This window comes from Runella limosa DSM 17973 (assembly GCF_000482465.1).
Taxonomy (GTDB): domain Bacteria; phylum Bacteroidota; class Bacteroidia; order Cytophagales; family Spirosomataceae; genus Runella; species Runella limosa.
In genome coordinates this window covers 133,718-145,916 of sequence record NZ_KI519428.1, presented here as the reverse complement: position 1 = coordinate 145,916, position 12,199 = coordinate 133,718, and the positions used below count along the sequence as shown (strand labels likewise).

Here is a 12,199-nt window from a genome sequence, read left to right as displayed (position 1 = left end):
ACGGCATTAAGTGCTTTCAGATTCTCAAATCTGAAAGTTAAGGTTTCTCAAAACCGAAAATCAAGGTTTTGAGAAACCTCAAGCGTTGGATATGAGTATCCAACGGCACGAGAATGGGTACTTTCCAACGACAGGCTAAGTCAAAGGTCCAGGGTTAAAGAGAACCAAGTCATTGTATAGGCCCAATTTATCGGTCGCTACTTTTTTGGTTCCACTCGCCACTTCCAAAATCAAGTGGAACAACTCCCAGCCCATTTCCTCAATCGTTTTTTCGCCAAAAGCAACAGGGCCCGCGTCAAAATCAATCAAATCGTGCCAACGGTTGGCGAGTTTTGAGTTAGAGCTCACTTTTATCACGGGCACCATGTTCAGGCCATAGGGCGTGCCTCGCCCCGTGATGAATACGTGCATATTCATTCCTGCGGCCAATTGCAGCGTACCGCAAGCGAAATCAGAGGCGGGCGTTGCTACAAAATTTAGTCCTTTCTTACGTACTTTTTCCCCAGGAGAAACCACATCCACAATCGGACTTGTCCCCGATTTTGCGACCGAACCCAATGCTTTTTCGACAATGTTACTTAGCCCACCGCCTTTGTTTCCTGGCGTCGTATTGGCACTTCGGTCGGCTTGGCCTTGGTAGAGGTAATTGTCGTACCAAGCCATTTCGTCTTTTAGTTTTTGGGCAACAGTTTCATCCATTGCCCGTGGTACCAACAGATGTATGGCATCGCGGACTTCGGTCACTTCCGAGAAAAAAACCGTCCCTCCCGCTTTTACAATCAAATCGGCGGCAAAACCCGACACGGGGTTGCCCGTCAAGCCAGAAAAAGCATCGCTTCCACCACATTGCATCCCCACCACCAAATCGGCTACCGAACATCGGGTACGTTGGCGTTGGTTGAGTTTTTGAAGGTGAGTTTCTGCCAACTCCATGATTCCGTCCACCATTTCGAAAAAACCTTCAAAACGTTCATCTTGGAGGTAGAGAATGGAAAGCCCCCCTTCCCCCAATGGGGGTGCTATTTTTTCGGGTCTAAGTTTCTCACAACCAAGGCCAATAATCATCACTTCGCCGCCAAAGTTGGGATTTTGCGCAATGTTTTTAATGGTTCGAATCGGTACAATTGCCCCAGGAGCATCAATCGCAATGCCACATCCATAACTGTGATTAAATGCCACCACATCATCGACGTTGGGATACAAAGGCAGCAATTCTTTTCGTATTTTATTTTCGATAAAATTGGTGATACCTGCCACGCATTGTACGCTCGTAGTAATGGCCAGTACGTTTTTTGTACCTACACTACCATCAGCATTTCGATAGCCCATGAACGAAGCCTTCCTTAATTGCGCTTTCAATTCCTCATCATCCTCAACAGGCGGGCGAACTGGCTTATATTCAATAGCATCCAATTTGGGAGGTTCGGGTAAGCTGATATTTCCCTCATTTACCCAACTTCCTTTTTCTATGGTTCGGGTGGCATAGCCAATCACTTGTCCGTAACGTCGTACCTCATCGCCCATTTCAAGGGTTTGGAGCGCCACTTTATGTCCCATCGGAATCTCCTCGACTAAAACAGTTGTGCCTAGCACAATACTCCCTCGTTTCAGCCCCGTTGGAGTTGCTACGATAGCTACATTGTCGTTGGGGGCGGTTTTGATTGCTGTATTATGCATCAGAGTTTTCTATTTACAAATTCGTTAGCAGCACGTTTAATTTTTTCTTTTATCTGCTCCCACACCACTCCTTTTAAATCAACTGGGTCTTCTTGGTTATCAGCATCTTCAAAATAATATAACGAATGCACGATGTATCCATAATCGTGGTTTTTATATTTTTTACCAAAAAGCTCCAGCATATCAGCAATCGTATAGTGATTAAGTAACTCGGCTATGTCCCAAAAATCTTTTTTCGCTCCCCTTTGTGCCATTGCACTTAATTTCATTGGAATAATGTCAGAAATAGCTAGAAGCCTAATACCATCTATCTCTTTTACGGGCTCTATATAATCATACTTGTGTAAAATGACATCTACTTTAACACCCTCGATGATTCCCATACATGATTTTTCAGTCCTGTAAATAAGTTCAAAACTTGGAAAGTATTCAGTCAATGTTAGAATGATATCTTCACTCATAAAATCCTGATTACTAAATAAATCCAAATCTACACTCAAACGATGCCCTAGCTGTAACGACAAGTTTGTACCACCTACAAGTGCAAACTTTTCCAAGGCAGGCAACTCCATCAGTCTCCTCAGTAAGGCTAGTGTTTTCGTTTCAACAGTATTTGTATATAGCATACCTAGTAGTTCCAAAGTTCCGATTGTTGCCTTCGTTGATAGGCTTTAAATGAAGATTTATCTAAATTAAAGAAGCTTGTCACAAAAGCAAAGACTGGTTTTCTAAAATAAGATATTTGTACTAAATCATGTTTAATACGCTCAACTCCATAGAATTTAATTATCTCAATTTGCTCATCAAAACTTCCATAATTAAACACTTTATCAATTACAAAAACACTTTTTTTTTCGAAGTCTATTTTCTCAAAATCTACATCCCAAAATGCTTTTTTTGAGATATTGGGTCTCTTATTTCTAACAAGATTCATAATTAACTCCTTTAAATAGTTTGTTTTTCTGTCAAAAATAAAATCTTCCTTTTGAAAAGCAATAGTCCACCTACACCATTGGCCATACCCAAGCCGCTATCATTGTCAAAACTACCCCTGCCAGCCCCATCAAACTTTGCATAGGCGCAATGGTTTTGAGGGCTTCTTGTTCGGTTAAATTTGAGGTTTTACACATAATCCAAAAACCTGCATCGTTCATCCAAGGAATCAATTTTGCACCGCTACCAATCGCTAAACAGAGATAAACGGGGTGAAATCCTAAATTGGCATTTTGGGCCATTCCTGCCAAAATGCCCGAAGCCGTAATCAACGCTACCGTGGCCGAACCTTGGGCGGTGCGCACCACGGCTGTAATTAAAAACGCCAACGGAATCAACGCCATTTGGTAATCTTTGGTCATGTCGGCAATACGCTGACTAATACCCGTTTGCTGCAACATTCCGCCAAAAGCACCGCCTGCGGCTGTAATCAAAATAATACCTCCGCCACTCATCAAAGCCGTTTGGGTAAAGGCAGTCAGTTTGTCTTTGGTTGTTTTTTTCTGGCCTGCCAATACGTAAAGTGCAAAACAAGCACCCATAAAAATCGCTATATTTTTATCTCCACAAAACATCAGTACATCCATAAATCCCTGACTAAAAGGCGGTAAATTTTCGTGTGGAATTTTAAAAGCCTCCACCGCCGAGCGCACACAAATAGTTACCAATGGAAAAACCGCAGGAAGCAGCGCCCATCCCAAAGCGGGGAGTTCTTTGTCGTCTTTGTTGGCAATGGCCGCGATGTCCTCCAAACGGGCATCGGGCGCATCACGCAAGGGAATATTGTATTTTTTATTGAGGTACAACGCAATAAGGTAACCTACTGTGATGGTACAAAGCCCTAACAAAGTGCCGCAAACCATCATTAATCCAATGGGGACGTTTAATGCACCAATGAGAAATAACGGCCCTGGCGATGGAGGAACGTAAGAGTTGGCCATCACAGCACCAGCAATGACCGACAACGCCAGCAAAAGATAGTTTTTGCCCAAACGCATTCCCATCGCTTTGGCCAAAGGCATCATTAAAAAGATAACTGTATCAACAAAAACGGGAATCGTCAAAAAGAAACTGCTCAGAATAAATCCAACGGGCGCATTTTTTACGCCTGTTACTTTTAGCATGGCACGAATGATTTTTTCGGCCGCCCCGCTGTCTAGCATCGACTTTCCGATGATGGCTGCCATCGCTATCAAAATACCTATTTTAGCGCAGGTATTTCCAAATTCGGTGGCAATGCGTTCTCCTACGCTTTTATGCGCTTGTTTCAACGCCTCTGCGGCAGACATTCCTTTGGCCAAATAAAATTGTTCAATCGCCGCCTCAGGTGTGAGCAATGCCACCACCAACGCCGCCGACAAAAGTGCCAAAAAGGGATGCAATTTAAAACCGATAATTCCTCCGACGACAATCACAACGCCTACGAGCAAGATGAGTACAGGATCTAACATATTAATTAAGTTAAGGATAGCAACACTACTAACATTTATAAAATTATACAAAGAATAATTTGTATCTTTTCACGCAATCGTTATCGGGAACGTTGTCAACGTAACCTCTTTTTTATATCCATAGTAAGTAAAAACATTTGGGGTTTCTACTTTAAAAATTCACGAAACCAACCCTTCCTCATGAATTCAATTGTTGACCTCCTTATCCAAGCAGTTGGAAAAGACGCCATTTTAACCCAAATCGAAGCCACCGAACGCCCCGCAAGCCGTTGGTTATCGACCGACAACCTTTCGTGCAAAGCATTAGCGCGTCCCATTACTACCGACGATGTGGCTAGAATCCTTCGACTTTGTAATGAACACGGCCAAACCGTAGTGCCTCACGGTGGTTTAACAAACGTGGTCGGCGGCGTGACCACTACCCCCAACGACATTGCACTGAGTCTCGAACGAATGAATGTCATTGAGGAAATTGACCTTCAAAACAAAACAGTGACCGTTCAGGCGGGAGTCATTTTGCACGATTTGCAAAAAGCCGTTGCAGAGGCAGGTTTATTGTTTCCGCTGGACTTAGGAGCCAAAGGGAGTTGTATGATTGGCGGCAATATCTCAACGAATGCTGGAGGCTTACAAGCCATTCGTTACGGGGTTATGCGTCAGCTTGTCTTGGGCTTGGAAGTAGTTTTGGCCGACGGTACGGTTATTTCTTCCATGAATAAAATGCTCAAAAACAACGCAGGCTATGACCTCAAACACCTCTTTATTGGCTCAGAGGGAACGTTAGGTATCGTCACCAAGGCCATTTTAAAATTAGAAGATGCACCCAAAAGCAAAAATACAGCGCTTATTGGCCTTTCCAGCTTCGACAAAGCAATCGCATTTTTGCAAACCACCAAGCGTGAATTAGCTAATAAACTCACTACTTTCGAAATCATCTGGCAAGATTATTACCGTTTGATGACCTCCGCTCCCTCTAGTTTTATCCCTCCCCTTCCTCAAAACTACCCTTATTATGTGTTGATGGAAGCATTAGGCCAACATCAAGAAGCAGACGAAGTTTATTTTCAAAATTTATTGGAACAATCACTCGAAACTGGCCTTATCGAAGACGCCACTTTGGCCCAATCTCAACAAGAGCTGGACTGGTTTTGGGGAATACGCGAAAAAGTGGACTTTGTGTTTCAGGTTCATCAACCTGTCTTTTTGTTTGATGTGAGTTTGCCCATCACTGATATGGAATCGTACATTCACACCGTCGTCCACGACCTCAAAGTGGTGTGGCCACAAGTTCATTTTTACAGCTTTGGTCACATGGGCGATGGGAATTTGCACTTGTTTGTAAGCTGCGGAGAAAACACCCCCGAAACCCGCCACCGCGTGGAAGAAATCGTGTTTCTACCCCTTCAAAAAATTGGCGGTTCGATTACAGCCGAACACGGTATCGGGCTTGAAAAAAAACCGTGGCTTCACCTCAGCCGCACAACTGAGGAACTAGCACTTATGCGTACCCTAAAACAAGCACTCGACCCCAAAGGCATTTTGAACCCTGGGAAAGTGGTTTAATTTGAGGAAGGTTGCGCTTCTCCGAAGCGTGGATTTGTCTTTCTACAAACGTTTGGGCTTCTCCGAAGCAATGTAGGTTTCGGAGAAACAAAACGTTTATAACCATCAAAATCATACACATTCATCATACAGGTTTCGGAGAAACAAAACGTTTGTAACCATAAAAATCATACACATTCATCATACAGGTTTCGGAGAAACAAAACGTTTGTAACCATAAAAATCATACACATTCATCATAATGGTTTCGGAGAAACAAAACGTTTGTAGCCATTATTCGCCGACCCAATCAAAAAATTGTTTTTTCCCAATTTCAATTCCGAAGTCCTCACACATTTTAAGGAACTCTGCTTGAAAGGTCTTTTTTTGATGATGTACTTTTTGGTTCAAAATGTATTGACAAACCGTGGTTAGTTGAGAGCGGCTATGCGAAAATATACCATAACCGTTCTGCCAATCGAATTTGTGGGGACACAAGCCTTCTCCATTGATAAAAGTGTTCGTCTGATTTTTAATCTCTTTCACCAAATCTGAAACATTTTCAGCGGGTTTCAGGCCAATAAAAAGGTGAATATGGTCGGGCATACCGCCAATTGCTAACATTTTATTCCCGCGATTTTGCACAACCCCTGTTATGTATTTATACAGTCGTTCTTCCCAAGAAGGATGAATCAGTGCTTCTCGCCGCTTGGGCGAAAAAACGATATGAAGGTATATTTGTGAAAAGACATCCGCCATATTTTTATCATTTTGATTAAAAATGTTACGCTTCTACGAAGCTTGGACGTATTTTCACCTCTTTTGTTACAATTTTACAAAGGTTCTACAAAGGTTTTGCTTCTCCGAAGCAGAGACTCACTTCATTACAAAGGTTGCGCTTCTCCGAAGCCTGCGTCTGTTTACCTCATTTTTAATTCTACAAACGTTTTGCTTCTCCGAAGCAGAGACTCACTTCATTACAAAGGTTGCGCTTCTCCGAAGCCTGCGTCTGTTTACCTCATTTTTAATTCTACAAACGTTTTGCTTCTCCGAAGCAATGTAGATTTCGGAGAAACAAAACCTTTGTACCTACACGTCCTGTCTCAGCACTTCCAAAGGAGAACGAGACAGAATGCCCCAGCTGTTGGCAAGGCCAATAAAAACTGTCAATGAAGTAACCGTCAAAAACACCACTCCAACAGGCCAAAGCACGGGGCTGAAGGTCATTTCAAAGCTTAATGTAGCCAGTGCCCAACTACCTGCTAGCGCCAACAAAATTCCCGTAAAGGCTGCTAATGTCCCCAAAAATAAATATTCTAACGCCGTAATAATCAATATTTGGCGGCGACTTGCGCCGAGTGTTCTCAGCAAAATACTTTCTTGAATCCGTTGGTATTTGGAAATCAGCACTGAAGCAATTAACACAATCAGCCCTGTTAGAATGCTGAATCCTGCCATAAAACGAATTACAAAGCCAATTTTGGTTGAAATATCGTCTAAAACCGTCAATATCAAACCTAAATCAACCATCGACACGTTGGGAAACTGCCGCACTATAGTTTGCTGAAACTGCGCCGACACCGTCGTATTGGGCACGTGGGTAAGTAAAACGTGGAATTGTGGGGCTTCTTCCAGAATACCTTTCGGAAAAAGTACCAAAAAATTGGTTTGTACCCCTGCCCAATCCACGTCACGTACACTTGCCACAACGGTAGTGAGCATCATTCCTTGCACATTAAACAAAAGCGTATCACCGAGGTTGATGGAATTGCGTTCGGCGTAGCCATCTTCCAACGAAATAGGTACGGGTAGGCCCATATCTTTAACTTCACTCACCCATTTTCCCTTCACAATTTTCTCAGTCGAAATGAGCGAATCACGGAATGTTACGCGGTATTCCCGACTAAACAATCCACGCCAACGCTTGTTGGTTGTATCTTTCAGCGCTTCGGTAGAAGTTTGTCCGTTGAGTTGTTCCAAGCGCATCGTAACAATCGGAACATCTTGCAAAATCGGCAGCTTTTGGTTTTTAACCAACTCCGTTATCGCCTGTTTTTGAGGCGTTTGAATATCAAAAAGCACCATATTAGGCTGATCCCCATCGGTTGATAGCTTGATTCGATCAAGTAACAAGTTTTGGACAAACAAAAGGGTACAAATAAACATGGTACCAAGGCCAATCGATACCATTAAAATAGCGGTTTGGTTATTGGGGCGGTACAAATTGGCCAATCCCTGCCGACTCAAGTAGCTCCACGAAGAAGGAAAAAATCGGCGGACTAGCCACATCAAAAGTGTAGCCATTCCAAGTAAAAGTAAAAACGCAAAAGTGACACCCGCTGTAAATGCCACGGCATCAGTCCAACGCTTCATTTGCAGCCAGGTAAAGCCAAACACAAATGCCAATATCAACGCATACACCAGCCATTTGAGTGGGTCCTTACCCAAGCCCGATTGCTCGTACGATGCCCGTAACACATTGAGAGGCGAAATTTTACGAATTGAAATAAGCGATAAAAGCGCAAACAAGTTGGAAATAATTACGCCTAATAGCACCCCTTGGCCGATTGCCGTAAATGAAACCGAGGTGGCTAATTCAAAGGGTAAAAAGTCTTTAAGAACGAGGGGTAAAAATTGCTGAATCCCTGCTCCCAATGCTGCTCCTAATATAGAACCCAACAGGCCAATCCCCGAAATTTGAATGAGGTAAATCAAAAATGCCTGCGACGCTTTTACCCCCAAACAACGAAGAATGGCAATGGAATTGATTTTTTCACGGATATAAATGTGTATCGCACTCGCGACTCCCACACAACCCAACAGCAACGCAATGAACCCCACCAAACTCAAAAATCGGGTCAAATCGCGAAACGAGCGACCTGTGTCTTCCTTTTGACTTTCTACGGTTCGGAAATTGTAATTTTCGGTTTCGAGCTTTGGTTCAATTTTCTTTACTAAAGCCTCGACATTGGTCTTTGGAGCGAATTTGTAATAGTAACGATATACAATCCGACTCCCTTTTTGTGCCAATTTAGTTTGTTCCAAAAACGCCATCGGAATATACACTGACGGGGCAACAGTAGCTGCAATTCCAGTTTGACCTGGGGCTTTTTTAAGTATTCCCGCAATTTTAAACGTGCTTTCACCCACTTTGATAGAATCTCCTACTTGGGCTTGGTATTGCAGCATTAAGGTTTGGTCAACCAAGGCGGCTTGTTGGGTACGAAAGTCTTTTTCGGCAGTGAGTGGTTCAGTTTCAAGGGTTCCGTAGTAAGGAAAATCGCCTTCTAAAGCCCGAATTTGTGCCAAACGTGTTCCGCTGTTTTTGGGAAAATAAACCATCGAAGCAAAACTCATTTCCTTCGACTTTTGCCCTTTTAGCGAATCCATCAAGGCCAGCATTTTATCATTTGGGGGCTGATTATCGGATAATTCCAAGTCCGCCCCTAATAATTCAGCCGCCTGACTGTCAATATTTTCGCGCAAATTATACCCCAACGAATAAATGGCCACTAACGCCGCAATGCCCAAAACGATGGAGGAAACAAACAGCAACAATCTCGAATAATTTCGCCGACTATCGCGCCAAGCCATTTTTAAAAGCCAACTGATATTTTTATTCATGCTTTGTTTCTGATTAACCATTTACTTTCCCCCCTTTAATTCGGATAACACGCTGTGTTTTTGCGGCCAATTCTAAGTTGTGCGTCACCAGAATCAACGTCGTGCCTGCTTCTTTGTTGAGGTCAAATAGTAGCTTCTCAACCTTCTCACTTGTTTCGGCGTCGAGATTGCCCGTAGGTTCGTCGGCAAACAAAATTTGAGGCTGGTTAGAAAACGCCCTTGCCAACGATACCCGCTGTTGTTCGCCACCGCTGAGTTGTGTAGGATAGTGATGCCCCCGTTCGGCCAACCCAACTTTATCCAACAAATCCATCGCCCGACTTTTAATATTCTTTTCTCCTCGAAGTTCGAGGGGAACCATGACATTTTCGAGCGCCGTGAGGGTAGGTAACAGCTGAAAGTTTTGAAAAATAAAGCCGACGTACCGATTACGAACATCGGCGAGTTGGTCTTCATTAAGGTTGTTAAGGCGGATTCCGTTTAGTTCGACACTTCCCGATGTAGCACGATCTAGGCCCGCACACAGCCCCAACAACGTGGTTTTTCCACTCCCAGATGGGCCTACGATGGAGAGGGTAGCCCCCGCCTCTATCGAAAAATTAATATCATCAAGTACCTTGAGTTCACGGTTTCCGCTGCGATATACCTTCGCTACGTGTTCAAGTTGCAGTATATTTGCCATATTATTAGGTTTCACACAACGCTACTGCTTCGTACAGTAGGAATACTTTCTTTGTCAGAAACTTATGCGGCGTTGCGTGGGTTTATGTTTCGATGGTTTCCTAATCAAAATACAATATGCTTAAAATAGTTTCGCGTTTATCACTTTATTTTTCTGCCCTGATACTTCTGGCCTGCAACACGAGCGAGAAAACAAGCACTAAGCAATCAAAAACTACCGACACGACAACGGTTGCTGTTTCCCAAAAGGAAGTAAAAAACATCCTAATTTTTGGCAATAGCCTCACGGCTGGTTATGGACTCGAACCTGCACAAGCGTACCCTTCTGTGCTCCAAAACCGCATAGATTCTTTAAAATTACCCTATAAAATTGTGAATGCGGGTTTGAGCGGCGAAACCACTTCGGGCGGAAACAGTCGTTTGGATTGGGTGTTAAAAAACAAAGTCGATATTTTCATTTTAGAATTAGGTGGCAACGATGGACTACGCGGTATTCCTGTGACTGAAACGCGTAAAAATCTCCAAGCGATGATTGATAAAGTGAAGGCAAAATATCCAGAAGCAAAAATTATTTTGGCAGGAATGCAAGTACCTCCGAGCATGGGTAAAAAATACGGCGAAGAGTTTAAAGTGATTTATCCCGAATTGGCCAAAAAGAACAACGTTGGATTGATTCCTTTCTTACTCGAAAAAGTAGGTGGAGAAGTCAAACTTAACCAAAAAGATGGTATTCACCCCAACGAAGCTGGGGCGAAAATCGTGGCTCAGAATGTTTGGGAGGTATTGCAACCCATGCTTGGTCAATAACCCACTTGCTCCAGCCGAATGGCGGCTTCGATGGTTTCAAGGATAAAATCGCACTGGTCTTGGGTCAAAATAAGCGACGGACGCAGGGTAATCACATTACCTTCGATGGTTTTGAAAGCCAAGCCCCGCTCCATGCAGCGGTACATGATGCGTTCGGCGGCTTCGTAAGCTCGCTCTTTGGTTTTTGGGTCTTTTACTAGGTCAATACCAATGTGAAACCCTCTGCCCGCGACATTCCCGATAATAGGGTATTTTTCTTGCATTGCCCGAAATGACGCCATCAAATACTCACCTTTTTCGGCGGCATTATTGACTAAATTGTGTTCTTCGATATACTCAATTTCGGCCAAACCAGCGGCTGCGCACAACGGATTTTTTTCGTGGGTAAAATGCCCAATAGACAGGTGTTGCAAGGTGTTGTAGGCCGATTTGGTGACGATTCCCGCAAACGGTAACATTCCTCCTCCCAATGATTTACCCAACACCAACACGTCGGGTGTAACAAAATGCTCGCTGGCAAACATTTTACCCGTACGCCCAAAGCCTTCAATAATTTCGTCAAAAATCAAGAAAATACCCTCACTGTCACACAGGTTACGCACTTCTTGCCAATAATTTTTAGAAGGAACAACGGGCGTTGAGGAAATTGGTTCGGCCACGATGGCCGCAATGTCAGGCTCGTTGCGAATTAGAAGTTTGATTTGTCGTAAATATTCTTCGTCGATGGCATCTTGGTCGGTCCAATTCCACGGATTTCGGTAGTAATTGGGAAACTCAACGTGTAGCGCCCCTGGCACCATAGGGCCATTCCCTTTTGTAAAATGCGCTTGTCCGCTTACACTTGCCGCCTGATACCCCGTTCCGTGGTAAGCATCCCAAAAAGAGATGGTTTTCCATTTTCCCGTAATTTGTTTTGCCAACATCACGGCCATTTCAATGGCTTCGGAGCCTCCTGGACAAAAAAGAACCCTGTCGAGTCCTGCGGGCGTAATTTCAGTTAGTTTTTTGGCCAATTGTATGGCAGGAATATTGGTATAACGACGCGGCGTAAAAGCCAAGGCTTCCTGCATCTGTCGCATCATTGCTTCCACGACTTGGGGGTTGTTGAAACCTGCATTGTGAACGCCATTCCCGTGCATGTCCAAGTATCTTTTACCACTCAAATCATAAATATATGCCCCTTCCGTTCGAGACAAAACGTTCATTACGGGTGTAGAAAGCGCTTGGTGTAAAAAATATTTGGCATCTTCTTCTAGCCAAAAGTGCGTTTGTTCATCGAGCTTTTCGTAAAATAATTGGCGTTGTTGGGAGCTATTAATATCGCCTTGGTCTTCAGAAATGGTGTTTTTTGACATCAATATAAAGGTTTAGTAAGGGTTGCATTTCCAAATATAAGCTGTTTCTTTTTGCAACATTGGTTGCTT

Annotated in this window: 10 protein-coding genes; 2 read left to right on the top strand and 8 right to left on the bottom strand. The window is 43.5% G+C overall.

What is annotated here, in order from left to right; genetic code table 11:
• Positions 1-135: 135 nt before the first annotated feature.
• The 4 genes from garD to K339_RS0128065 form a co-directional block, all read right to left on the bottom strand.
• A complete protein-coding gene (gene garD, locus K339_RS0128080) occupies positions 136-1,677 on the bottom strand; it encodes a galactarate dehydratase (protein ID WP_028526574.1) in 1,542 nt (513 codons plus the stop codon).
• Entirely contained in the window at positions 1,677-2,303 is a 627-nt protein-coding gene (locus tag K339_RS0128075) for a nucleotidyl transferase AbiEii/AbiGii toxin family protein (protein WP_028526573.1), read from the bottom strand. Before K339_RS0128075 ends, garD begins: the two co-directional genes overlap by 1 nt.
• Positions 2,304-2,305: 2 nt before the next feature.
• The gene (locus K339_RS0128070) at positions 2,306-2,611 is read right to left on the bottom strand and encodes a DUF6922 domain-containing protein (RefSeq protein ID WP_037302087.1); all 306 of its coding nucleotides are present in this window, start codon (positions 2,609-2,611) and stop codon (positions 2,306-2,308) included.
• Positions 2,612-2,681: 70 nt separating this feature from the next.
• A complete protein-coding gene (locus K339_RS0128065) occupies positions 2,682-4,121 on the bottom strand; it encodes a GntP family permease (RefSeq protein WP_028526571.1) in 1,440 nt (479 codons plus the stop codon).
• A gap of 180 nt (positions 4,122-4,301) precedes the next feature.
• Here K339_RS0128065 and K339_RS0128060 point away from each other — a divergent pair, with 180 nt between their 5' ends.
• Positions 4,302-5,684 carry an FAD-binding oxidoreductase gene (locus K339_RS0128060; protein ID WP_028526570.1) on the top strand — a complete coding sequence of 461 codons (1,383 nt, stop codon included), beginning with the start codon at positions 4,302-4,304 and terminating at the stop codon, positions 5,682-5,684.
• A 273-nt stretch (positions 5,685-5,957) separates the two neighbouring features.
• On the opposite strand, the gene tnpA is transcribed toward K339_RS0128060, so the two are convergent.
• The 3 genes from tnpA to K339_RS0128045 all read right to left on the bottom strand — a co-directional run bounded on the left by tnpA (position 5,958) and on the right by K339_RS0128045 (position 9,969).
• Entirely contained in the window at positions 5,958-6,422 is a 465-nt protein-coding gene (gene tnpA / locus K339_RS0128055; protein ID WP_028526569.1) for an IS200/IS605 family transposase, read from the bottom strand.
• A gap of 330 nt (positions 6,423-6,752) precedes the next feature.
• On the bottom strand, positions 6,753-9,287 hold the full coding sequence (locus tag K339_RS0128050; RefSeq protein WP_028526568.1) for an ABC transporter permease: 2,535 nt from the start codon (positions 9,285-9,287) through the stop codon (positions 6,753-6,755).
• A gap of 13 nt (positions 9,288-9,300) precedes the next feature.
• The gene (locus K339_RS0128045) at positions 9,301-9,969 is read right to left on the bottom strand and encodes an ABC transporter ATP-binding protein (protein WP_028526567.1); all 669 of its coding nucleotides are present in this window, start codon (positions 9,967-9,969) and stop codon (positions 9,301-9,303) included.
• A 116-nt stretch (positions 9,970-10,085) separates the two neighbouring features.
• On the opposite strand from K339_RS0128045, the gene K339_RS0128040 reads away from it, so the two are divergent.
• Positions 10,086-10,775, top strand: a complete 690-nt coding sequence (locus tag K339_RS0128040) for an arylesterase (RefSeq protein ID WP_037302086.1) — start codon at positions 10,086-10,088, stop codon at positions 10,773-10,775.
• Here K339_RS0128040 and pbfA read toward each other — a convergent pair.
• Positions 10,769-12,130, bottom strand: a complete 1,362-nt coding sequence (pbfA, locus tag K339_RS0128035; RefSeq protein WP_028526565.1) for a (R)-1-hydroxy-2-aminoethylphosphonate ammonia-lyase — start codon at positions 12,128-12,130, stop codon at positions 10,769-10,771. The genes K339_RS0128040 and pbfA overlap by 7 nt on opposite strands.
• Positions 12,131-12,199: the final 69 nt, after the last annotated feature.

Bases quoted from the DNA above. Each gene is read 5' to 3' on its own strand.
- tnpA (WP_028526569.1), bottom strand. From the start codon at position 6,422: ATGGCGGATGTCTTTTCACAAATATACCTTCATATCGTTTTTTCGCCC.
- K339_RS0128045 (WP_028526567.1), bottom strand. From the start codon at position 9,969: ATGGCAAATATACTGCAACTTGAACACGTAGCGAAGGTATATCGCAGC.
- garD (WP_028526574.1), bottom strand. From the start codon at position 1,677: ATGCATAATACAGCAATCAAAACCGCCCCCAACGACAATGTAGCTATC.
- K339_RS0128070 (WP_037302087.1), bottom strand. From the start codon at position 2,611: ATGAATCTTGTTAGAAATAAGAGACCCAATATCTCAAAAAAAGCATTT.
- K339_RS0128075 (WP_028526573.1), bottom strand. From the start codon at position 2,303: ATGCTATATACAAATACTGTTGAAACGAAAACACTAGCCTTACTGAGG.
- K339_RS0128040 (WP_037302086.1), top strand. From the start codon at position 10,086: ATGCTTAAAATAGTTTCGCGTTTATCACTTTATTTTTCTGCCCTGATA.
- K339_RS0128060 (WP_028526570.1), top strand. From the start codon at position 4,302: ATGAATTCAATTGTTGACCTCCTTATCCAAGCAGTTGGAAAAGACGCC.
- K339_RS0128065 (WP_028526571.1), bottom strand. From the start codon at position 4,121: ATGTTAGATCCTGTACTCATCTTGCTCGTAGGCGTTGTGATTGTCGTC.
- pbfA (WP_028526565.1), bottom strand. From the start codon at position 12,130: ATGTCAAAAAACACCATTTCTGAAGACCAAGGCGATATTAATAGCTCC.
- K339_RS0128050 (WP_028526568.1), bottom strand. From the start codon at position 9,287: ATGAATAAAAATATCAGTTGGCTTTTAAAAATGGCTTGGCGCGATAGT.